Source organism: Ramlibacter sp. G4-7, assembly GCF_057784995.1.
Window position 1 is genome coordinate 287,377 of sequence record NZ_JBYNTT010000003.1, and the last position, 22,028, is coordinate 309,404.

Below are 22,028 nucleotides of genomic sequence, written 5' to 3' on the forward strand. Positions count from 1 at the left end.
ATCACAAAACGGCGTGGCACGCCGATTGCTCATCCCTTGAAGCTTTCAACCAACTCGGAGCTTTTAATGAAGCGTCAACTCCAACAGGGCTTTACCCTGATCGAACTGATGATCGTGGTCGCGATCATCGGTATCCTGGCCGCCGTGGCCCTGCCCGCGTACCAGGACTACACCAAGCGCGCCAAGATGTCCGAGGTGATCCTCGCGGCGTCCGCCTGCCGCACGACCATCACCGAGGTGTACCAGTCGGGTTCGCAGTCCACGATGTCCGCCAACAACTGGGGCTGTGAGAGCACCACGGGCTCCAACTCGAAGTACGTCTCCACCATCGTGACCGACGCCAACGGCAAGGTGACGGTGACGTCGCAGGCCATCGGCACGGGCGCCGACGGCGACGTGACGCTGATCCCCTCGAACAGCTCCGGCACCGCCATGTCCTACTCGGGCACCTCCCAGACCATCTTCAAGTGGATCTGCGGCGGCACGGGCACGACGGTGCAGGCCAAGTTCCTGCCGGGTTCCTGCCGCGGCGGCTGATCGGCGATGTATGCCGAAAAAGGGGCCGAAAGGCCCTTTTTCCGTCCTGCAGAGAATGCGGGGCAGTCGCCCGCGCGTTCTCCTACACTCTCTGCAGTGGAGCTTACGATTCTAATGCCATGCCTGAACGAGGCGAGGACCGTCGTTCAGTGCGTGAATGCTGCTTTGAGCTTTCTGCGGCGCTCCGGCATCCTGGGAGAGGTCCTCGTCGCCGATAACGGTTCGACAGATGGCTCACAGCAACTCGCCCGTGCGGCGGGCGCGCGAGTGGTCGACGTGGCAGAGCGTGGTTACGGCGCGGCATTGATGGGGGGGATCGAGGCGGCCAGCGGCCGCTTCGTGATCATGGGAGATGCGGATTCCAGCTACGACTTCGCAAACCTGGAAGCGTTTGTCGAGCGGCTGCGCTCAGGTTCTCGTCTCGTCATGGGAAATCGCTTTCGCGGGGGGATCGAGCGGGGTGCAATGCCACCCTTGCACCGCTATCTGGGCAATCCGGTCCTGAGTTTCGTCGGGCGCCTGTTCTTCCGCACGAACATCGGCGACTTCCACTGTGGCATTCGCGGATTTCATCGGGATTCCGTCGCTGCGCTCGGCTTGGTGAGCACCGGCATGGAATTCGCCAGCGAGATGGTCGCGAAGGCGGCGCTTGCCGGCCTGCCGATTTCCGAAGTCCCCACGCGGTTGCGGCCGGACGGGCGCGACCGTCCTCCACACCTGCGTACATGGCGCGACGGCTGGAGGCATCTCAAGTTTCTTCTTCTCTTCTGCCCGCGGTGGCTGTTCCTCTATCCAGGCGCGCTACTACTGGCGGGCGGTCTCCTCGGATTTGCGACGCTGCAGCACTCGTGGGGCGGAGGACAGGACTTACGTGTCCACTCGATGTTGTATATGGCGGGCGCGATGATCCTTGGTGTGCAGCTCATGCAACTGGCCGTGCTGACGAAATGGCTCGGGGTGCAATCCGGCATCGTTCCGGCGCCCCGTTGGCTGCACCGCGCGCAACCGTTTCTCAGCCTGGAAGCCGGCCTGTTGTTGGGCGGCGGCCTGCTCGTTCTGGGCCTGCTCTGGTCAGTCGGCCTCGTACAGCAGTGGGGGACCGAGGGATTCGGCCCTCTTCCGCCCACCGAAGGCATGCGGGCGGCGATTCCAGCGGTGACGCTGATGATTTTGGGCATGCAGGCCATGGCGGGGACATTGTTCGCCGCTGCCATCGAACTGGCGTGGCGCACGGGTCGCAGGAAGCAGAATGCCTAGGTTCGGTTCCGCGCAGCGATGGATGCTGCATAACGAGGCTCTTCTGATCTATGTCGTGGGAGCGATGGTCTTCATGGCCATTCCGCTGTCGCTAGGGCATATCGGCCTCAGCTGGGACGCGCTTAACCACCACATCTATCTCGGTTGGGCGGCGGAACAGCCGCGCCTGCACCGCGACCTAAATCCGGCCGGGTACCAGGCTTACCAGTTTCCGTACCTCTATTGGCCTGTCTACAAGCTGGCGGCGATAGGAGCGAGCGGCGTCACGGCCGGTGTGGTTCTGGCGCTTCTCCATTCCATAGCCATCCCCGCGGTCTGGAGGGTTGCGCGCGACTGCATTCCGGACGAGGACGGCTTCGGATTCTTCATGCGCGCGCTGGCCGTCACGCTCGCGTTCCTGACAGGGGCTGTGCTGTCCCTGTTCGACACCACCTCGAACGACCTTCTCGCAGGCATTCCGTTGCTCTGGGCCTATGCCGCGGCCCTGCGGCCGATCGCCGATGCGCGCCTCGATGCGATGCGCTGGAGCCTCGCTTCAGGGGTTCTCGCAGGCCTCTCAGTTGCGCTCAAGCTGAGCAACGGATTCCTCGTGATTGTGCTGCCGCTCCTTTGGATGTGGCCCGCGAGCAGCCTTTTTCTGCGGATCAGTAGAACCGCGTTGGCCGGCGTTTGTCTCGTGGCCGCGTTCTTGCTCGTCTACGGCTATTGGGGGTGGCAGATGTGGTCGCACTTCGGCAACCCGATTTATCCGCTTTACGATTCAACCTTCGAGGGCCTGCGCGGGCTCTTGGGCTGGCAGCAATGATCCGTTTCCAGCCCGACTCGGTTCTGGAGGCGTTCACGCGCTTCTTCGACATGGCGGCACCCGATGCCAACGTATATATCGAAGTGCCGGCACCGGATGTGCGCATGGGCGCGTTGGTGCTCCTGGCATTGGTGGCAGCAGTGCTCTGGCGCCGGCTCGGGCCGCGACGCGCGCCCACGCTCGCCATGGTCGCGGTACTCCTCGCCTCGAGCGTAGCTTGGTTGCTGACGACGGGTAACGGCCGCTATTTCCTGCCCATGCTCATATGCACAGGGCCGATCGCGATCGGGTTGCTCTGTCTGTTGCCGATTGCTCGCCGATGGAAGGCCTTGTTGGGGGTGGGCCTTGCCGCGACGCAGGTGTTCGTCCTCACGCAGCAATCACCCTGGCATTCCTGGGAGTGGGTTGATTGGACCGATGCGCCGTATTTCGCCGTACAACTCCAACCAGCCAAGATCGGCGCACCTCCCACGACTTACGCGACCATTTCCGTTATTTCCTATTCCCTCATCGCACCGCAGTTCCCACCGGATTCGCGCTGGATTAACCTCTCCAGTGGCGGTGCCACGCCGCGGGACGACGCAATGGCGCGTGCTTTCATTCGCCGCGCTGCAGTCGAAGGGCCGGTGAGATTGATTGTGCCCTCGCTGCCGGGCGCTATGCTGGATGACGGACGGCCCAACGACGCCGCCGTCGCAGGATTCAACCACCTGATCTCCCCACGCAACCTGCGCGTCTCGGGCGCGTGTGACCTGATCCTGTCGCCGGGGCAGGCCAGGCTGGAAGGCGTGCAGGCAGCAGCGCGGGGGGGCCGCCTGCAGCCAGTCGGGTTTTGGAGTTGCCCGCTCGCCTACGCCGAGGGCGGCAAGGACATCGCGCGCCTTCCCGATCCCCCCGAGCAAGCCCTCGCCTCCGTTCGGAAGCTGGGAGAACTGTGCCCGCGCTTCTTCCCGATGGAAAACGGCGGCATGCTGCGATTGCCCGAAGGTTGGGTCAAGCACTACAGTTCCGACGCGCGCGTGTACGTGATGGACAACGGCGAAGTCTGGTACAAGTTCTGGCGCTCGCTCAATCCTGTGTTCGTCGGCAGCGTCCAGAATGTGGCCGCCGGCAAAGCGACGCTTGATTGCTCCGCGATCCGCGGAAGCGACCGCGCCTGGCGCACGGGCGCGCAGTAGAGCCGGGTATTCCAGCCTTTACCCCTGACTGGACGGCGCTCTACTTGTGGAAGCAGCCGCCACCCTGGCCCGTTTCGGGCGTAGCGCTTGGACGCCGTGGGTTTGACCGAATACGAGGGGCGACCAGAACGGTTCCGCTTGCGCTGCACGTACCCCTTGCTTCGCAGTGGCGACACTCAGGGTAGAGCGGCTGCAATTTGCTCGGAAGTCCACAGACACATTTCTCGTTCCGGGTGCGGCTCGACCCAGTCGGCGATTCGCGCCAGCGGCTCCCGCGGGAGATTGAACGGCTCGGCAAACAAGTCGATGCGACGGAACGAACCGGTCAGGATGTCTTCATTCCTGAAGGTGCCGCGGTTGGTGTGCGTCGTGGTCAGAAGATAGGGAATTCCAGACTTTACAAAGTTGCGAAGCGCCGCCCGTACGTCGGCGTACGACAGGTGAAAAAGGCAGTCGCGACACATCATCAGATCTGCCTGCGGCAGCGGATGACGAGTGATATCCAAGTGCACAAAGCGCGTGCTGGCGTTCGCATACTTGGACTGGTTGTCTTCGATGATTGGCTTGACGATATCTGCGCCGGTGTAATCGATTTCCAGTTGGTTCGTCACAAGCCGCATCCAGTGGAAATCGCCGCAGGGCGCATCGAGCACGGATCGGATACCAAATTGCTCAAAGAGTCCCGGAAGGTGAGCGCGCAAGTTCACCGTGTATGCCAACGAGGAACCATGGCCGCTGATGCTTTCCTCGCCACCCCAGTGGTTCACCTTGTAGATTGCGTTGAATCGTGTTTCGGGGGCACGCGTCCGCAGAGTCACCTTTGTGAGATACAGGTTCTTCAGGTAGTGGACGACACGTCGCTGCGTGGGATGCAGGCCGTCCCGGCGCAGTGAAGCAAGAGTTGTCTGGACGAGTGTCTTGATGACGAGCCTCCGCAGTTGCTAACTCGACTATAGCGGCTCTGTCTAGGTCCGGTCTACCGCCGCTGGCCTGGAGTAGGAGGAAACGGCTAGCAGGCCTTATTACTCACGTCGATCGCGCCCACCAGCCGCGCCACCGCCCCCGCAGCACGCAAAGGTGGAAGCGGACCATGCCGGGACGCAACATCGCGGTGCCCAGGCAAGCACCGGCCAGAGCACGAAGCATCATCAGGGCAGCGAACCAGCGGGGAGCGCGATTCTTGCGGAGCACCCGTCCGAGCCCCGCTCCGTACGAGAGCCCGCGAGCGAACGATTGATCGGTATACATGCTCGAAGGTGGCGGGTGCCATACCACAAGAGAAGGCTCGTAGCGCAGAGGAAAACCCAATGCCAACGCGCGCAGCAGGTAGTCGGTTTCCTCCCCGCTTCCCCACGGTGTTCCTGCCCCTACTCCAAGCGTTTCGTCGAAACGGCCTACCGCCTCGACTACTTGTCGCCGCAGGAAGATGGTGTAGGAGATCGCCAGCCGCCAGACGCTGATCGAGTTCAACATCTGGGGCCGAAGGCCGGAGTTCAGGTGGCTGGGTGTTCCGGACGGTGTGGTGCTCTGCCCGCAAATTCCGCCCAGTTCGGCCGCATTGTCGAACAACCTAAAGGCAACATCCAGCGTCTCGGGAGGAAACCAGCAGTCGTCGTCCGGAAAAGCAACCAATTCGCCCTTGGCCAAAGCAAGACCGTGGTTTCTCGCCCGCGACAGTCCGGTGAACGCAACGTGTTCATGTCTGATCGTGAAACGCGCTTCGTGGGCGCACACGATTTCGGTCACGCGCTCGTCTGGGTTCTGATCAACGATGATCAGCTCGAAGTCCGTGCGCGTCTGTGTGACAAGCGAATCGAGTAGGCGAGTAAGCTCCGTCGTTCGGCCCTTTGTACCGACGACGAGCGAGAACGTGGGAAGGTGTGACAGAGGATCGCTCATGAATCGCGGGCGATAGAGTCCTTCAAAAGCTGCAGCCACTCGTCGACGAACCCGTCCACAGCGAAGTGACGTGCACGCTCACGCCCGGCCGCCGCGGCAACCCTGCCTTTTTCCGGATCCCGAAGTACGGACTCGATCTCGCGGGTCAGGGATTGCTCGTCCTCGGGCGGCACAAGGATGCCGTAGCGACCGTCGTCCAGTACTTCGCGCGGTCCGTGCGGGCAATCGGTCGCGATCACCGGAACGCCATGTGCCATCGCCTCGAGCAACACCATGGAAAAGCCTTCGAAGCGGCTGGGCACCACGAAGACGCTCGCACGCTGGTACATGGCCTGGATGTCGGCAAGGAATCCGGGCAGAGACACCGATCCGGAAACGCCAAGTTCCCTGCACAATGCTTCCAGCAACGGCCTGTCTCGGCCTTCGCCGGCAATGACCAGCCGGTGTTCCAGTCCCGCCTGCAGCAGGCGAGCGTGACTGCGTACGAGCAGGTCGAAGCCCTTCTGCGCGCACCACAGTTGTCCCGCCGCCAGTACGATGGGTGGCTGCTCGGGCCGCCGTGTCACCGGGTCCGGGATCCCGACCATGTCGAGGGCGTTGTAGATGACATGCGTAGCCTTCCGTGACCTGCCGCTGAACCGGAGGAACGAATCCCGCACGCCTTCCGAGACGCAAACCGTATTCCCAACCAGACGGTACGCTGCCCTGTGTACCCCCCGTTCGACGGCGTTCCACCGCGCCGCATAGCGCGGGAGGTCGATATGGGCCCATGCCACGGAAGGCCTGCGGGCCCATCGCGCGGCGAGTGCCGACAGTGTCGTTGCCCACCCCTCCAGGCCGCCGATCACGATGTCGCTCTCGCGTGCTGCGCGGACCAGCCATGCCAACAACTTTCCGGCGGACAGGCCCACTGGACGCCCATCTGTCACGAAGGCTTCCACCGAAACATCAGGCGGAACAAGTGAGGTGTAGGCATTTTCCGGGTGAAACAGCGCAATGCGTACGCCGAACCCGCGTTCCCGGAGCCCCCGTGCCAACAGGAGCGCCATTCTTTCTGCCCCGCCGCCGCGGAGGCTAGGCAAGACGAGCAGCGCCTGCGGACGATGCTTGGGATTCACCGAGCAGACCCTAGTCGGGAGAACAGGGTAAGGTTCCAGCCGGTCCGGCTTCGCACGGCCACTGCCAAGGCGAGGCTCGTTCCAGCTGTCGCGAACCCAGCAGCCAGCGCCAGCGCGGGCAGTCCGCCCCACCAGGCGGCAGCAATCTCCACAGGAACAAATAAGAGTGCGGCCAGCACGTTGCACTGGACGAGAGTGCGCGCGTCTCCGTTGAGCAATAGCATGTAGCCGTTCGGTCCCAGCGACGCACGCAGTGCGATCCCGACGCCCAGCGGCAGAACCACTGCGATGGCCGCTTCATATCCGTGACCAAAGGCAAGCGAAAGCACATCGCCGCCGGCAATCCAGAGTACTGCGAGTCCGGCAACAACCGCCAAAGTCTGAAAGGCTGTCGCACGAATCAAGGTCGTGCCGACGAATCCCGGAGTTACATGCAGCCGCGCGAGCAGAGGTGCGGTGGTGCTTTCCATGACCTCCACAGGCAGGAAGAGGATGGCCGCGATACGCGTCGCAGCACCATACAATGCCGCGTCTGGGAGGGAAAGCAGAATCCCGGCGATCCACAGGTCTGCATTGGCATAGCCGAAGCTGGCCAAGCTGTTGACGGTGACGAATGCGCATTGATGACGCTCTTCCTTGCTTCGCCGCGGTCGCGCTGCCGGCGCGATCCCCCGAGCTCGCAGTTGCACCAACGCCAGCCAAGCCGAAGCGGTATAGCAGCCCACCAATACCAGCAGCACCGCCGCAAACGAAATTGCTCCTGCGAGAAGAAGACTCGCGAGTGTCAGGATCAGCAGACCGTTGACCTGCAAGCCACTGATCAGCGTGGCCTGCACGGGCCGATGTAGGCCACGCAGCAGATCGGAGACAGTCGCCTGTATGGCGAGGCCGCTGGCGACAACACTCGCGGCGATGACGGCGATCGTTGTCAAACCTGGCCCCCCAAGTAGCCAGACCAGTGCGCCGGTCGCCGTGCCGGCCATGGCTGTGCCTATGGCGCTGCGTGTGGCCACTGCGAGGAAGCGGCTTGCCTCTTGCCCGGCGCGCTCCGGCTCGCCATGCGCCATCGCGTCGGCAGTGACGGCCAAGCCGAGCGTTGCACACCCTTGCTGGGCCAACATCGACAATGGCGTGGCAGCGGACATGAGCAGAAAGTAGATGCCCAGTTCTGAAGGCGGCAGCGCCCGCGCCAGGCATCCCGCGATTGCGAACGCAAAACCCACGTTGATCAGACGGAGCATCAGCGACGCGAAGGAGCGGTTGACGACGGAAGTCAACATCGACAGCAGATCAGAAGCTGAGCGCTTGTTGTACCCGTCGCGCAACGGTAGGCCAGGAGAATGCGCGCGCACGGTTCAGACCGGAATTGCGCATCGCCTGCCTAAGGGAATTGTCTTCCAGTACGCGCTCGATGGCGTTTCGGAGCGCCTCGACATCCACCGGATTGACCAGCAGCGCGTTTCCTTCGCCTGCGATTTCAGCGGTGGAGCTCAGGTTGGAAGTGACCACCGGGGTGCCACATGCCATGGCCTCGATGATCGGAAGTCCGAAGCCTTCGTGGAGGGAAGGGAACACCAGGGCTTCCGCGCCCCTGTACAGATCCGCGAGCGTCCTGTCCGAAACCGCGCCTGCGAACACGACCCGGTCCTGAACGCCGAGAGCTCGGGCAGAAGCCACGGTTGCCGCATCGGCATGGCCGGTGAAAACCATCCGGACCTCATGACGGGCGTTGACAGCGGCAAATGCCGTCAACAATCGGCCAATGTTCTTGTGACTCGACCGCCGTCCGACATGCAGGAGGTACCGTCGATCTGAGCGCCGTGCCGATCCGGGCGTGAATTCCTCCGATACACCATTGCCGACGACGACCACGCTATCCCCGGGGATGCCAGACCATTCCAGAATGGCTTCGCGGGAGAACTCCGATACGGTGAGGATCCTGGCGGCCTTTCTCATTGCGGGCTTGACGACCGCCGCGTAGTACAAGCGACGAAGTGCGTTCGATTCCGTCGGCACGTGCAGGTGGATCAGGTCGTGGATCGTGAACGCGAAAGGGATGGCGCTGGCGAGGGGAGGATTGAAGCCGGGCGTGAAGAACACCCCGTGGCGACGCCATGCGAGAGCCAACGTTGAGGCCACGGGGTCGATCGGTGAGAGCTTGGCACCCGCGATCCGCAGCGGCACGACATTTGGGAGACGCCGCTGGATCTCCGCTGAGAAGCGGCCGATCCCGTGGAGGCCGGTCCAGCGTGTGTCGAAGTAGATGGGCGTCTGCACGTGGCATGGGAAGGCTACTGCCTCAGTTTAGCGTCGAAGGTTTTCCAGCATCCATATACGCGCGCGCGGCGCGCCCGAACGGCCCCCGGATGGGGCACCCTGTTGCAGCCGCGCAGCACGCCCGTACCTGATTGCGTCCTCGGGGCGGATCTTTTGGCACGGGTGACCCTGGGAGGTCACGGCTCCGCCGGGTTCGCAAGGGCTGATGGATTACCAAGTCGCTGCACTTTTGGGACAGTCCTCGTTCAGGACGATCCCCTCCATGGGCGCACAACGCGCTGCGCAGAGGCCTTCGCGCCGTCCGGCCCTGCACGGTCCGAGGGCGTCAGGACTTGGAGAACACGATGCCGTCGTCCCCGGCGTCCGCGTCAAACATCTCCGTCAACAAAGGCATGAATTGATGGCGGGGGACGGTCTGGCGCCAGGTCGGCACGTACAGGCGATCGAAATGCGGTTCGACGAGTTCGGTGAACTCCTTGGCCGTCACCCCAGCAACGTGGCGGAAGTGGTGAGGCAGGAACTCCGACACCAGGTGGCGTGAGCGCGAAATCAGACGGCTCATGCCTCGCAACGCGAAGTATTCGGAGCCCTCAATATCCATCAGGATGAGGTCGTAGTCTTCCGGAAGCACGTCGTCCAGGCGTGCACAACGCACGCGTGTGATCTGCGGCCGGTCGTAGAAGTACATTCGCCGCCGCACGACCGGCAGCCGTTTCGAGCCACCCGAGTTGACCGTATTCTGGACAAACTCGATCTCGCCGTCCCGATCGCCCGCCGCCAAGTGCAACGTCCGTACGTTGTCGCAGCCATTGAGCTTGATGTTGAGGTCCAACAACTCGAAGGTGTCCGGGTTCGCCTCGACCGCGGTGACGTGTGCCACCTTGCGCGACACCGGCACAACCAGCGCGCCGATGTGCGAGCCCACGACGAGCACCCGGCTTTGCGAATTGGTGAGGGACAAGATGCGCTGGAGTTCGTCCGTACCGTAGCTTCCGGTGCGCGCCAGCCGGCCACCTACCGTGCAGTCTTCCGGGCGAGCCAGGAACCGGCCCTGTTGGCATTCAACGAGCACGGCCTTCGCATACCGCCCCAGGAACGCGGTCTGCAGCCGCGACAACGCCCGCTCTGCTGTCAGTGAGAGCGCGAGCTTCGACGCCTTGAGTGCTCTGCGCAGATGATTCCTCATTCTGTCCCGCAGGGTAGCACGCACAGCGCCACGCCTTGTCTGCACCGCGCCAAGAGCGTTGTTTATTTCATAATCCAAGTGCCGACAAAAAAACGACAACGACGACGGAAGGATTGAATGCGAGCGCCGAGGCTAGCTTACGTCCACGAATGGCTCACCGACTGGGGCGGCTCCGAGGACGTCACGCGCGCCATGCTGCAGGCCGTCCCTGGCGCCGCGCTCCACGCAACCATCGACTTCCTCTCCGACACCAACCGCGCGAAGTTCGGCGGCATCCCGATCCGCACCACCTTCCTGCAGAAGGCCCCCGGCGCGCGCACGAAGTTCTGGAACTACCTCCCCCTCACGCCGCTCGCCGTCGAAACCCACGACCTGCGCGGCGCCGACGTGATCGTCTCCAGCTCCCACGCGTTCGCCAAAGGCGTGCTGACCACCGCCGAACAACTTCATGTCAGCTACGTCCATTCACCCATGCGCTACGCGTGGGACCTGCACCACGAATACCTGGCGGACTACGGCCTGGCCCGCGGTGCGAAGGGCATGCTGGCGCGCTACATGTTCCATCGGCTGCGGCAATGGGACCGGCAGACCGCCAACAACGTCGACCTGTACCTGGCGAACTCGCGCCACGTGCAGCGCCGCATCTGGCGCACGTATCGCCGCGTCGCCCAGGTGTTGTATCCGCCGGTGTCGGTGGCGCGCTTCCGGTACCAGCCGGCCAAGGGCGACCACTACGTGAGCGTGTCGCGGCTGGTCTCCTACAAGCGCATCGACCTGCTGCTGGACGCGTTCCGCGCCATGCCGAACCGCAAGCTGGTCGTCGTGGGGGATGGCCCGGAGATGCCGAAGCTGCGTGCGATGTGTCCGCCGAACGTGGAGCTCCTGGGCTTCCAGAGCGATGCGGTCGTGCAGGAGCAGTTGGGCAGCGCGCGCGCCTTCCTGTTCGCCGCGCACGAGGACTTCGGCATCTCGCCCGTGGAGGCGCAGGCCTGCGGCACGCCCGTGATCGCCTACGGCGTCGGCGGCTCGCGCGAGACGGTGCGCGACGTGCGCAGCGAAGCGCGGCCCACCGGCCTGCTGTTCGACGAGCAGACGCCGGCCAGCCTGCAAGCCGCGGTGGAAGCCTTCGACGGCGTCGCCATCGATCCGCAGGACTGCCGCCGGTGGGCCGAAACCTTCGACGAGGCCGTGTTCCAGCAGCGCTTTCGTGCCCTCGTGGACGACGCCTGGGCCGCCTGGTGCCGCGATCCGTCGACGGTGGAGACCGCCCTTGGCCTGAACGCCGGCCTGCAGGCACCGGCGCGCGACTTTCCGGCGTGATCTCCAGGTGAACGCGGTGAAGCCTGACTGGCGCTTCGGCCTGGCCCTGACGCTGGCCGCGCTGCCCTGCCTCAACCCCTTCTCCCGCGGCCCTTCCCCCTCCGTCACGCCCTGGCTCGTGAGCGCGCTGTGCGGCATCGCGCTCTGGATCCTCGCGGCCGCAGGCCCTCGCCGCGCCACACTCCCCCGCGGCCTGGCTTGGCTTGCTCTCGCACTCGTCGTCTGGGCGGCCCTCGCCCACTCGCCCCTGCGGCCCGAAGTCGTCATGCTGGCAGCGGGACTGATCCTCATCCTCCTCGCCGCGGGTTCTTCCTCGGATCCCGACATCGCGCGCGGCCTGCAAGCCGGCTTCCTCTTCGCCGCCGCGGCGAGCGCCGTCGTCGGCCTGCTGCAGTACTTCGGGCTGTCCCCGCTGCTCGCGCCCTGGATCAACACGGCGGAGGCCGGCGAGGCCTACGCCAACCTGCGCCAGCCGAACCAGTACGCCACGCTGTGCTGGATCGGCGGGGCGATCGTGCTGTTCGGGACCTTGCGGCTGCAACGCGGTGTGGCCATCGCCCTGCTGGTGCTGCTGGCCGCCGGCAGCGCCGCCTCCGTCTCGCGGACCGGGCTCGTGCAAGGGCTGGTGCTCACCGTCCTTGCCGCGCTCTGGCCCGGGCCGCGCCGCGAGCGCCTGCAGCTGTGCGCGGTTGCGGCTGGCGCCTATTTCACGGCCACCGTGCTGCTGCCCGTCGCGCTCGATGCCGCCACCGGCGCGATGCCGGCGCGCACGCTGTGGGGGCGCCTGGGTGGCGGCAATCCATGCAGCAGCCGGGTCGTTCTCTGGTCCAACGTGCTGCACCTCATCGCGCAGAAGCCGCTCGCCGGCTGGGGCTGGGGCGAGCTCGATTTCGCGCACTTCACCACGCTATACGACGGCCCGCGTTTTTGCGACATCCTGGACAACGCCCACAACCTGCCGCTGCACATCGCCGTCGAACTGGGCGTGCCCGCCGCAGTGGCCCTGAGCGCAGTCGCCGCCGTGTGGGCTTGGCGACGGCGCCCCTGGTCGGAGGACGCGCCGCTGCGCCAGCTCGCCTGGGCCCTGCTGGCGCTCATCCTGCTGCACAGCCTGCTCGAATATCCGCTCTGGTACGGGCCGTTCCAGATCGCCTTCGGCGCGGCACTGGGCTGGCTGCTGGCCGGCGTACCGCAGGAACCGGAGGCCGCGCACCCCCGGGCGCCCGCGTTCATCTTTTCTGCGTTCCTGCTGGCCGCCATCGGCTATGCCGCCTGGGACTACACCCGGGTGAGCCAGATCTACCTGCCGCCGGAGCGGCGCATCTCGCGCTGGGCCGACGACACGCTGGAAGTGGTGCGCCGGTCCTGGCTGTTCGGCGGCCCGGCCCGCTTCGCCGACCTCACCCTCGAGTCGCCGGCACGCGAGAACGCCACCCGGCTGCACGCGCTGTCACTGGACGTTCTGCACTACTCCCCCGAGCCGCGCGTGATCGAACGCGCGATCGAGACGGCCACGCTCACGGGCCGGCAGGACGAGGCGGTGCTGATGCTGGCGCGCTACCGCGCCGCCTTCCCGAACGACTACGAAGCGTGGCGCCAAGCGCAACGCATCACCTCCCCCTAAGGAGCCACGTAGCTGCCCAACTGGCGGCCGAAGCCCTGAGGACGGGCGGGATGACTGCGCCTGACAGCCGCTTAGATCAGTCGTTTCTGTCGGAGAAGCCACGTAGCTGCCCACTTGCCGCCGTGCGTCTCCAGCCGCTTTACTTCGGAGACGGACATGCCTCGGTCGACTGCATCGCAAATCCTGCCCAGCTGGGACACCGAAGTCCTTGGTTCTTTCAGCGGCAACGCATACATCCGCATCGTTGCACAGAGCGCCTACGGCCAAATGGCCGCAATTCGGAATGACCGGTGTCTCAGCGTCCGCGCTTCGGAATGGCGTACAGGTGAACTTGGTCCATTTTCAGTCCGGACAGACGCTCGCCGGCATACGGCAGCGGAGTGGCGTCGGCGCCGGCCTGCAGCCAAAGGTCATAGTCCGCCGAAGGGAAATAGTTGAAAATCTCGTCTGCGCTCCGGCCAAACCGTTGCAGCAGTTCCACATGCACCTCGATAGCCAACTTAGGCTTGCGCTGCAGCACTTGCTTGGCCCCCTCCAGGACGTCCAACTCGAATCCCTCTACATCCAGCTTCAGAAAGGTGGGCTGTAGGTGAGCGTAGTCGTCGAGCGGAACGCATTCCACTTCCGTTCCAGCCGATGACTCGCTTCGGATCGCCACGGCATTCGATTCGTCAGTCACACGGATCTTGCTACGGGTGGCGCCAACCGCCTTGGCGTGTATTTCCACACGGCCCTCGAAGTGGTTAAGCGCGACGTTCCGCGCGGCGATGCGGGCAGACGAAGGGGCGGCTTCGAAGCCAACGATGCGTCCTTGCTCTCCGACCCAGTGAGCGAGCAGGATTGTAAATAGCGCATGGTGCGTGCCACATTCCAGAATCAGGTCGCCTGGGTTCGTCATGGACTGAATAAAGAGGAGCTCAGGTGAAAGCTGAACAGGCTTGGCGTACCACTCCTCCCCGCAGCGGTCACCCAGCAGGAACGGAAACGCAAGATCCCCGACTTGCTTCTGAATGATGCTCTCGCGAAATCCGATGTTCTTTACCGAGAATCGAACACCGCGCGCGATCGCTCTAATGGGCTCGGGCAACATGCGATTGAGCCGGTTATGCATCATGGACGTCCCTCCATTCGCTAGTCTACCGCGAGGACAAGAGTTCCCCGAACGACAGCGCCCCAGGCGCGCCGCTTGATCCGGGCAGCTGTTCGGGTTCCGCGCTTCTTGATTAACGCCATCGCGCCTCACTTGGACAAGCGATGGACAAGACGACTATTAAGCCTCTTTGAGGCCCTGCCGCTTAGTCCTGTGAAGTGCCGGATCCAGCGATCCCAGACTACCTCATGACCAATCGTCCCTAACGGGCCACGTAGCTGCCCGACTTCCCCCCGTGCTTTTCGAGCAGCTTCACGTCGCGGATCACCATCCCGCGATCGACGGCCTTGCACATGTCGTAGACCGTGAGCAGGGCGACGTTCACGGCGGTGAGCGCCTCCATCTCGACACCGGTCGGCCCCACGGTTTCCGCGGTGGCCGTGCAGCGCACCGCCGCCGGCGTCTCGCCTTGCGCGGCCTGCACTTCGAAGTCGATGGCCACCCGCGTCAGGGGGATGGGGTGGCACAGGGGAATCAGCTCGCTGGTGCGCTTGGCGCCCTGGATGCCGGCGATCCGGGCCACGCCCAGGACATCCCCCTTCTTTGCAGACCCGCTCTGGATCAGCGCGAGCGTAGCCGCTAGCATCTCGATATGGCCCCGGGCGACCGCCACCCGGTGCGTCGCGGGCTTGGCCGCGATGTCGACCATGTGGGCCTGTCCTTGTGCGTCGAAATGGGTCAATTCGCTCATGCAGCAACCATCGGTTTCCATCGATCATCATAGGGCTTTCGCCTGGGGCTTCCGCCTGCGGGGCGCCGGCATCCACCTGGGGCTGAGCGTGCTCGTGGCGGCCATCACCGCCCTGCTCGTGTTCGCGGCCTGGTACCCGTGGCCCTACAACGAGATCTCCGGCGGCCGCGAGCTGTTCCGGCTGGTCGTGGCGGTCGACATCGTGCTGGGTCCGCTGCTCACGTTCGTGGTGTTCCAGCCGGCCAAGCCGCGCAGCGAGCTGCGCCGGGACCTGGCCCTGATCGTCGCCCTGCAGCTTGCCGGCCTGGCCTACGGCCTGTGGACGGTGCACATCGCCCGGCCGGTGCACATCGTCTTCGAATACGACCGCTTCCGGGTCGTGCACCAGGCCGACATCCCGTCGGAGCTGGAGTCGCGGGTGCCGCCCGGCATCGCCCTGGCCCCGCTCGGGGCGCCCACACCCCTGGCGCTGCGGCCCTTCCGCAACCGCGCCGAGGACAGCGAGTACACCCTGGCGGCGCTCCAGGGGCTGCCGCTGGCGGCCCGGCCGGAACTTTGGCGGCGCTACGAAGTCGGACGCGCACAGGTGCTGGAAGCAGCGCGGCCGCTGTCGCAGCTGAAGCAGCGCTTCCCGCAGCGTGCCGCGGAGATCGACGAGGCGGTGCGCAAGGCCGGCCGTGCGTCGGCCGGCGTGGCTTTCCTGCCGGTCGTCGCCCGCCAGGCCCAGGCCTGGACGGTGCTGCTGGACGCGCAGAGTGCAGAGATGATCGGGTTCCTCCCGCTGGATTCGTTTTGAAACCCTTGTCCCCCGCGCGCTGGCGCGCTCCCACCGCTGCTGCCCTGGCCTTGCTCCTGGCCGTGCTGCCGGTGCGCGCCCAGCTGCCGCAGCTGGGGGACACGGGGGACCTGGGCACGGGCGCCGAGCGCAAGCTGGGCGAGCGCATCGCGCGCGAGCTGTACCGCGACCCGGATTACATCGACGACCCCATCCTCGTGGAATACGTGCAGGGCCTCTGGCAGCCCTTGCTCGATGCGGCACGCGGGCGCGGCGAGCTCACCCCCGAGCTGGACGAGCGCTTTGCCTGGCAGGTGCTGCTGGGCAAGGACCGCACCGTCAACGCCTTCGCGCTGCCGGGCGGCTGGCTGGGGCTGCATTCGGGGCTGGTTGCGGTCACCGCGAACCGGGACGAACTCGCCTCCGTCCTGGCGCACGAACTCAGCCACGTCACGCAGCGCCACATCTCGCGCATGGTGACGCAGCAGAACCAGCAGGCCCCGCTGATGGTGGCGGCGATGATCCTGGGGGCGATGGCCGCCAGCAAGAACGCGCAGATGGCGGGCGCCATCGTCGCCGGCAGCCAGGGGCTCAGCGCCCAGCAGCAGCTGAATTTCTCGCGCGACATGGAGCGGGAAGCGGACCGCATCGGCTTGGGCGTCATGACGGCCGCGGGCTTCGAGCCGCAAGGCTTCGTGACCATGTTCGAGAAGCTGCAGCAGGCCGCACGCCTGAACGACAGCGGCGCCTTTCCGTACCTGCGCACCCACCCCATGACGACCGAGCGGGCGGCGGACATGCAGGCGCGCCAGCAGCTCGCCGGTCGGCCGCCGGTGCAGCCCTCGCTGGAGCACGCGCTGGTCGCCGCACGGGCCCGGGTGATCTCCAACGCCGCCGTCGATTCCCTGCGTGCCATGGTGGGCGAGGCCGAGTCCGGCGCGCTGGCCTCCCAGCCGCGCCCCAGGCAGGCAGCGGTGCTCTACGCGGCCGCCCTGTCGGCGGCGCGCCTGCGCGATGCAGCCGCGGCCCGCCAGCTCATGGCCCGGCTGGACACGGTGGTCGCGGGCGACGCCGCGGGCCAGCGCCTCGCGCGCCTGCTCGCCGCCGAGGTCGCGCAGGCGCAGCAGGACTGGCCACGCGTGCTGCAGCTCGTCGACACCGCGAGCGAGCGCCGGCCGGAGGTGCTGCTCACGACCCAGGCCTGGGCGCACACGGGCCGCGCGCGCGACGCCGCGCAACGCCTGCAGTCCTGGGTGGCGACGCAGCCGCGCGACGCCACCGCCTGGCAACTGCTCGCCGGCGCGTACAACGCGCAAGGGCAGGCCTTGCGGGGCGTGCGGGCGGATGCCGAGGGGAGGGTGGCGCAGCTGGATTACCGTGCGGCGATGGACCGTTTCCGGGCAGCGCAGGACATGGCGCGCAAGGCAACGGAGCGCAGCGACTACATCGAGGCGTCGATCATCGACACCCGGGCGCGCCAGGTCGAATCACTTCTTCGCGAACAGGCGCTCGAGCGCTGAGTCGATCACCATGCCGAAGACGGTGTAGAGCACCGAGCCCACCAGGGCAGCGACGAAGTTGCGCACGGCGAAGCCATCCAGCACGGCGGACGCGGACCAGAAGACCACCGCGTTGATGACGAACAGGAAGAGGCCCAGGGTCAGCACGGTCACGGGCAAGGTGAGGACCACCAGCACCGGGCGCACCACCGCATTGAGCAGGCCGATGACCAGGGCCGCCAGCATCGCCGCCGTGAAGGAGCGCAGCTCCACGCCGCTGTAGAGGTAGGCGACCAGGAGCAGCGCCGAGGCGCTGAGCAGCCACTTCGTGATCAGCTTGATCATGGGCGCGGAGCATAGCACCGCGCCCCGGCCGGCCCTCGCTTCAGTCGAAGGTGAGGAGCAGCGCTGCCGCCAGGCCCATGAGCGCACCCGGCGCCCAGTTGCCGCGCTCGCCGGGCGGATCCTGCCGGGGCCGGCGCGCGTCGAGCACGCGCTGCGTGCCGTGTTCGGCCATCAAGCTGCGCGTGAGTTCCGGCAGCGGCCCGCGCGCGAGGATCGGGGTGACGGTGTCGCCCTGGGCCCGCAACTGCGGCACCACCTGCTCGAACAGGCGGTCCGCCCACTTGGCACGCCAGTTCTCGCGCGCCGAATGGCTGACCCACTTGCTGATGCGGTGGGTCATGCGCGGCGCGCACGCCACGAGCAGCCAGTGGGTGGGCTGGCCCGCGCCGCCCGGCATGCGCTGCCGGGCGTAGGCGGGGTCGTCCAGGTACACGATGACCTTCTCCATGCGGCCTCCTGTCGCGGCTCAGGAGTTGGTCCGGCGGGCGCGGGTCGCCAGCCAGCCGGCACCGAGCACGCCGACGATGCACACAGCATAGATGCTCCAGCGCGCGATTGCACTGGGGTCGAACACCTCACGCAGCAGCGGCTCCGTGACGATCATCTTCGCCGCCGTGAAGGCCAGCACGGCAGCGCCGGCCTGGATGATGACGGGGAAGCGCTCGACCAGCCTGAGCACCATGGTGCTGCCGAAGACCACGATCGGCACGCTCACCAGCAGGCCGATCACCACCAGGTCGAACGAACCGTGCGCCGCGCCGGCCACGCCCAGCACGTTGTCCACGCCCATGAGGGCGTCGGCGATGACGATGGTGCGCATGGCCGACCAGAAGGTGCTGGCGACCGGACCGTGGTCCTCGCCGCCGCTGTCCTCGGCGATCAGCCTGTAGGCGATCCACAGCAGGGCGGCGCCGCCCAGGCCCATCAGGCCGGGGATCTTCAGCAGCCAGACCACGCCGACCGTCATGAGGGAGCGCACGACGATGGCGCCCACGGTGCCCCACAGGATGGCCTTCTTCTGCAGGTGAGCGGGCAGGCTGCGCGCGGCGAGCGCGATCACGATGGCGTTGTCGCCGGCCAGCACAAGGTCGATGAGGATGATGGCCAGCAGTGCGGACCACCAGGCAGCGGACAGGAATTCCATGCAAAAGCTCCGGATCAGGCAAGTGTTCGCCCGGACGGGAACGGATCGGAGCTGCGCGGGGGAGCGACGGGATGCTTCGATCCGGGCCCGTCCTGGGCCCGATCGAAGGTCTTGCTCGGCATTGCCTGCTGGCACTGCCCGATACGCCGGAAGCCGCAGCTTCGTATTGACGACGCATCGACAGGGAGCTACTCCCCTTCGCTGGGGCAGATTACACCACAAGAGGGCCGCTTGCGCACCTTGTCCGGGGCTATCATGCCCATCCGCAGTCACCTCGCTTCGCGCCATGGCCGGCATCCACATCACCGACATCGAAGCCGCCATCAACTTCTGGCGCGGGCGTCGCCCCTCGCCCGACGGCGTGACGCTGGTGCCGGAGCTGCGCGCGCTGGCCGAGGTGTACGCGCTGATGGTGTTCTACCGCGAGGACGAGGCCGACGAGGGCAGTTTCCCGCCCGCGGCCTACGCTGCCTGGAAGGCCTGGTACGACAGCCAGCCGGACACGCCTTGCATCGCCATCTGTTCCACCAGCCAGGGCGACGCCCAATGCAAGGGGTGCGGGCGCAGCTTCGAGGAGGTGCAGCGCTGGACCGAGATGAGCCCCGCCGAGAAGCGCGGGGTGTGGCGCCGCATCACACTGCATGCAGACGCGTGGCGCTTCAACCGCTACGCCGAGCGCGCCGCCGAAACCGTCGGCGAGTCCGGGAAACGCTGACGTGCGGCGCCTGCGCCAGGCCCCCAACCTCGCCATCGCGGCACTCTGGGCGGACCTGTTGCGCGAGGCCGGCATCGCAGCCAGCGTGCAGCGGCAGTTCCTCAGTGGCGTGGCCGGCGAGATCCCGCCCGACCAGTGCCTGCCCGAGATCTGGGTCACCTTCGACGAGCAGCTGGTGCAGGCGCGCACCCTGCTCGACGAGCTGCTGAGCCTGCCGCAGCGGCGCTGGCGCTGCGTGTGCGGCGAACTGGTGGAGGGCGGCTTCGAGTCGTGCTGGAACTGCGGGCGGCTGATGCCGTGAAGCGGTGGGGTCGCTTGCGCTCACCGCGACCCCACGATTGCCGGCATCGATTCAGGGGGTGGTGAGGGAGAGCGGACGCCGCGGCCGGTTCACTTCCACCGAACCGGCTCGATGTCCACGTGCCGCTGCGCGTTCCCCAGCATCAGCACGCCCTCCTGGATCGTCGCCTGCAGCTGCATGGAGCGCTCGGCCAGTTTCTCCAGCTCCTGCGAGGCCTCCGAAGGAATGCGCCACACGGCCAGGTTGCTCAGGCGCGTGAGCTTGGTGGCGATGCCCTTCCACCAGACCTCGGCCGCGTGGTGGAAGGCGTAGAGCGCGACCTGGTCGGCCTGGCGGCAGGCCTTGGTGATCGCGACTTCGTCCGGCTGTCCCACCTCGATCCACAGGCGCGTCGCGCCCGTGAAGTCGCGCAGCCAGGCATCGGGCTCGTCGGGATCGGACAGCCCCTTGCCGAACGCCAGCGTGCCGTCGCCCCCGCACACGGTCTGCAGCGTGTGCGCCTGGAAGGCGAGCGCGGCCAGGCGCACCATCATGCGTTCGTCGGTTTCGCTGGGATGGCGCGCGAGCGTCAGCGCGTGGTCGGCGTAGTAGCCGTGGTCGATGTCGGCGACCGCGAGCTGCGCCTTGAAGACGGTGGATTTGAGGGCCATGGGCGGTCCGGTGAGGGGCCGCCTTCAGGCGGACCAGCCCCCTGGAGGGGCAGTGAGGAGGAAGCGAAGCGGCGAGCCTGCAGGCACCGGGACCTTCAGCAGCGGCGGGCGAGTTCGGCCGCCTTGCCGGTGTAGCTGGCCGGCGTCATCGCCAGCAGCCGGTCCTTCTCCGCCTGCGGAATCTCCAGGCCGCGGATCAGGCCGTGCAGGTCCTCGGGCGCAACGGTCTTGCCGCGCGTGACGTCCTTCAGGCGCTCGTAGGCGCCGTGCAGGCCGTAGCGGCGCATCACCGTCTGGATCGGTTCGGCCAGCACTTCCCAGGCAGCGTCCAGGTCCTCGCGCAGCGCCTCTTCGTTCAGCTCCAGCTTCGCCAGGCCGATGCCCAGCGAGTGGTAGGCGAGGGCGGCGTAGCCGAGCGCCACGCCCATGTTGCGCAGCACCGTGGAGTCCGTCAGGTCACGCTGCCAGCGCGAGACGGGCAGCTTCTCCGACAGGTGCTTCAGCAGCGCGTTGGCCAGCCCCAGGTTGCCTTCGGCGTTCTCGAAGTCGATGGGATTGACCTTGTGCGGCATGGTCGACGAGCCGATCTCGCCTTCGCGCAGCCTCTGCTTGAAGTAGCCCAGGCTGATGTAGCCCCAGATGTCGCGGCACCAGTCGATGAGGATGGTGTTGGCACGGGCCACGGCGTCGAACAGTTCCGCCATGTAGTCGTGCGGTTCGATCTGGATGCTGTAAGGCTGGAACGTGAGGCCGAGGCCGAGCGGCTCGGGGCTTTCCACGACCTTGCGGGCGAACGCTTCCCAGTCGAACTCGGGCCAGGCGGCGAGGTGCGCGTTGTAGTTGCCGACGGCGCCGTTCATCTTGGCCAGCAGCTTCACGCCCGCGATGCGTTCGCGCGCGGCCGCCAGGCGCACGACCACGTTGGCGATCTCCTTGCCGACCGTCGTGGGGCTGGCGGTCTGTCCGTGGGTGCGGCTGAGCATCGGGACGGCCGCATGCTCGTGCGCCAGCGTGCGCATCTTGGCGATCACGGCGTCAAGCCCGGGCAGCAGCACCTGCTCGCGCGCGGCCTTCAGCTGCAGGGCGTGGCTGGTGTTGTTGATGTCCTCGCTGGTGCAGGCGAAGTGCACGAACTCGCTGGCGCTGCGCAGCTCGGGGCGCGCCTCGAACCGGGACTTGATCCAGTACTCCACCGCCTTCACGTCGTGGTTGGTGGTCTTCTCGATCTCCTTGATGGCCGCGGCGTCGGCCTCGGAGAAGTTCTTGACCAGGCCGAGCAGGTAGGTGCGCGCGCCGGGGGACAAGGGCTTGAATTCCGCGAAACCGGCATCGGACAGGGCGATGAACCAGCACACCTCCACCTGCACGCGGCGATGCATGTAGCCCTGTTCGCTCATCAGCGGGCGCAGCGCGGCGAGCCTCGCGGCGTAGCGGCCGTCCAGGGGCGACAGCGCGGAAATCGTGGAGGGTGCCATGCCCGAATTGTAGGCGCCGTGCGCATGCGGGCCGCCCGGGCCGGCCATGTCGCGGGTGCACGACATGGGCGCAAAGCTCTTC

23 protein-coding genes are annotated in these 22,028 nt (G+C 66.2%); 10 read left to right on the forward strand and 13 right to left on the reverse strand.

Features of this window, described 5'->3' with window-relative positions:
• Nucleotides 1-66 precede the first annotated feature (66 nt).
• The 4 genes from AC3EGR_RS06275 to AC3EGR_RS06290 all read left to right on the forward strand — a co-directional run bounded on the left by AC3EGR_RS06275 (nt 67) and on the right by AC3EGR_RS06290 (nt 3,777).
• A complete protein-coding gene (locus AC3EGR_RS06275) occupies nt 67-537 on the forward strand; it encodes a pilin (RefSeq protein WP_488545588.1) in 471 nt (156 codons plus the stop codon).
• Nucleotides 538-651: 114 nt separating this feature from the next.
• Nucleotides 652-1,794 carry a glycosyltransferase family 2 protein gene (locus AC3EGR_RS06280; protein ID WP_488545589.1) on the forward strand — a complete coding sequence of 381 codons (1,143 nt, stop codon included), beginning with the start codon at nt 652-654 and terminating at the stop codon, nt 1,792-1,794.
• A 22-nt stretch (nt 1,795-1,816) separates the two neighbouring features.
• Nucleotides 1,817-2,599: a hypothetical protein gene (locus AC3EGR_RS06285; protein ID WP_488545590.1), complete on the forward strand. Its 783-nt coding sequence runs from the start codon at nt 1,817-1,819 to the stop codon at nt 2,597-2,599.
• Nucleotides 2,596-3,777 (forward strand): hypothetical protein, encoded by a 1,182-nt coding sequence (locus tag AC3EGR_RS06290; RefSeq protein ID WP_488545591.1) that lies wholly within the window; start codon nt 2,596-2,598, stop codon nt 3,775-3,777. Before AC3EGR_RS06285 ends, AC3EGR_RS06290 begins: the two co-directional genes overlap by 4 nt.
• A gap of 176 nt (nt 3,778-3,953) precedes the next feature.
• On the opposite strand, the gene AC3EGR_RS06295 is transcribed toward AC3EGR_RS06290, so the two are convergent.
• From AC3EGR_RS06295 to AC3EGR_RS06320, 6 genes are all read right to left on the reverse strand, one after another.
• Nucleotides 3,954-4,544 carry a class I SAM-dependent methyltransferase gene (locus AC3EGR_RS06295; protein WP_488545592.1) on the reverse strand — a complete coding sequence of 197 codons (591 nt, stop codon included), beginning with the start codon at nt 4,542-4,544 and terminating at the stop codon, nt 3,954-3,956.
• Nucleotides 4,545-4,803: 259 nt separating this feature from the next.
• Nucleotides 4,804-5,676 (reverse strand): glycosyltransferase family 2 protein, encoded by an 873-nt coding sequence (locus tag AC3EGR_RS06300; RefSeq protein ID WP_488545593.1) that lies wholly within the window; start codon nt 5,674-5,676, stop codon nt 4,804-4,806.
• Complete coding sequence (locus AC3EGR_RS06305) at nt 5,673-6,794, reverse strand: glycosyltransferase (protein WP_488545594.1); 1,122 nt, start codon at nt 6,792-6,794, stop codon at nt 5,673-5,675. Before AC3EGR_RS06305 ends, AC3EGR_RS06300 begins: the two co-directional genes overlap by 4 nt.
• Entirely contained in the window at nt 6,791-8,074 is a 1,284-nt protein-coding gene (locus AC3EGR_RS06310) for a lipopolysaccharide biosynthesis protein (protein ID WP_488545595.1), read from the reverse strand. Before AC3EGR_RS06310 ends, AC3EGR_RS06305 begins: the two co-directional genes overlap by 4 nt.
• 10 nt (nt 8,075-8,084) lie before the next feature.
• On the reverse strand, nt 8,085-9,071 hold the full coding sequence (locus AC3EGR_RS06315) for a glycosyltransferase family 4 protein (protein ID WP_488545596.1): 987 nt from the start codon (nt 9,069-9,071) through the stop codon (nt 8,085-8,087).
• A 325-nt stretch (nt 9,072-9,396) separates the two neighbouring features.
• Complete coding sequence (locus tag AC3EGR_RS06320; RefSeq protein ID WP_488545597.1) at nt 9,397-10,257, reverse strand: FkbM family methyltransferase; 861 nt, start codon at nt 10,255-10,257, stop codon at nt 9,397-9,399.
• Nucleotides 10,258-10,374: 117 nt separating this feature from the next.
• Between AC3EGR_RS06320 and AC3EGR_RS06325 the strand changes: the two genes are divergently transcribed.
• Complete coding sequence (locus AC3EGR_RS06325; RefSeq protein ID WP_488545598.1) at nt 10,375-11,577, forward strand: glycosyltransferase; 1,203 nt, start codon at nt 10,375-10,377, stop codon at nt 11,575-11,577.
• 16 nt (nt 11,578-11,593) lie between these two features.
• On the forward strand, nt 11,594-13,201 hold the full coding sequence (locus AC3EGR_RS06330; RefSeq protein ID WP_488545599.1) for a PglL family O-oligosaccharyltransferase: 1,608 nt from the start codon (nt 11,594-11,596) through the stop codon (nt 13,199-13,201).
• Between the two features lie 295 nt (nt 13,202-13,496).
• Here the strand turns inward: AC3EGR_RS06330 and AC3EGR_RS06335 are convergent, their stop codons facing one another.
• Both AC3EGR_RS06335 and moaC read right to left on the reverse strand, forming a co-directional pair.
• Nucleotides 13,497-14,315, reverse strand: coding sequence for an FkbM family methyltransferase (locus tag AC3EGR_RS06335; protein WP_488545600.1), 819 nt, complete (start codon nt 14,313-14,315; stop codon nt 13,497-13,499).
• A gap of 238 nt (nt 14,316-14,553) precedes the next feature.
• Entirely contained in the window at nt 14,554-15,042 is a 489-nt protein-coding gene (moaC, locus tag AC3EGR_RS06340) for a cyclic pyranopterin monophosphate synthase MoaC (RefSeq protein WP_488545601.1), read from the reverse strand.
• Here moaC and tfpZ point away from each other — a divergent pair.
• On the forward strand, nt 15,041-15,838 hold the full coding sequence (tfpZ, locus tag AC3EGR_RS06345) for a TfpX/TfpZ family type IV pilin accessory protein (protein WP_488545602.1): 798 nt from the start codon (nt 15,041-15,043) through the stop codon (nt 15,836-15,838). The two genes, moaC and tfpZ, sit on opposite strands and share 2 nt — an antisense overlap.
• A complete protein-coding gene (locus AC3EGR_RS06350; protein ID WP_488545603.1) occupies nt 15,835-17,337 on the forward strand; it encodes a M48 family metalloprotease in 1,503 nt (500 codons plus the stop codon). The genes tfpZ and AC3EGR_RS06350 overlap by 4 nt, the downstream gene beginning before the upstream one ends.
• Here AC3EGR_RS06350 and AC3EGR_RS06355 read toward each other — a convergent pair.
• From AC3EGR_RS06355 to AC3EGR_RS06365, 3 genes are read right to left on the reverse strand one after another with little or no spacing between them, the layout of a single operon-like run.
• Entirely contained in the window at nt 17,305-17,661 is a 357-nt protein-coding gene (locus tag AC3EGR_RS06355; protein ID WP_488545604.1) for a phage holin family protein, read from the reverse strand. The genes AC3EGR_RS06350 and AC3EGR_RS06355 overlap by 33 nt on opposite strands.
• 40 nt (nt 17,662-17,701) lie before the next feature.
• Nucleotides 17,702-18,109, reverse strand: coding sequence for a hypothetical protein (locus AC3EGR_RS06360; RefSeq protein ID WP_488545605.1), 408 nt, complete (start codon nt 18,107-18,109; stop codon nt 17,702-17,704).
• An 18-nt stretch (nt 18,110-18,127) separates the two neighbouring features.
• The gene (locus AC3EGR_RS06365; protein WP_488545606.1) at nt 18,128-18,805 is read right to left on the reverse strand and encodes a TerC family protein; all 678 of its coding nucleotides are present in this window, start codon (nt 18,803-18,805) and stop codon (nt 18,128-18,130) included.
• Nucleotides 18,806-19,091: 286 nt separating this feature from the next.
• On the opposite strand from AC3EGR_RS06365, the gene AC3EGR_RS06370 reads away from it, so the two are divergent.
• The gene (locus AC3EGR_RS06370) at nt 19,092-19,520 is read left to right on the forward strand and encodes a DUF3717 domain-containing protein (protein ID WP_488545607.1); all 429 of its coding nucleotides are present in this window, start codon (nt 19,092-19,094) and stop codon (nt 19,518-19,520) included.
• Nucleotide 19,521: 1 nt separating this feature from the next.
• A complete protein-coding gene (locus AC3EGR_RS06375; RefSeq protein ID WP_488545608.1) occupies nt 19,522-19,821 on the forward strand; it encodes a putative signal transducing protein in 300 nt (99 codons plus the stop codon).
• Nucleotides 19,822-19,910: 89 nt separating this feature from the next.
• Here the strand turns inward: AC3EGR_RS06375 and AC3EGR_RS06380 are convergent, their stop codons facing one another.
• Complete coding sequence (locus AC3EGR_RS06380; protein ID WP_488545609.1) at nt 19,911-20,471, reverse strand: YaeQ family protein; 561 nt, start codon at nt 20,469-20,471, stop codon at nt 19,911-19,913.
• A 95-nt stretch (nt 20,472-20,566) separates the two neighbouring features.
• Nucleotides 20,567-21,946: an adenylosuccinate lyase gene (purB, locus tag AC3EGR_RS06385; protein WP_488545610.1), complete on the reverse strand. Its 1,380-nt coding sequence runs from the start codon at nt 21,944-21,946 to the stop codon at nt 20,567-20,569.
• Between the last annotated feature and the right edge of the window lie 82 nt (nt 21,947-22,028).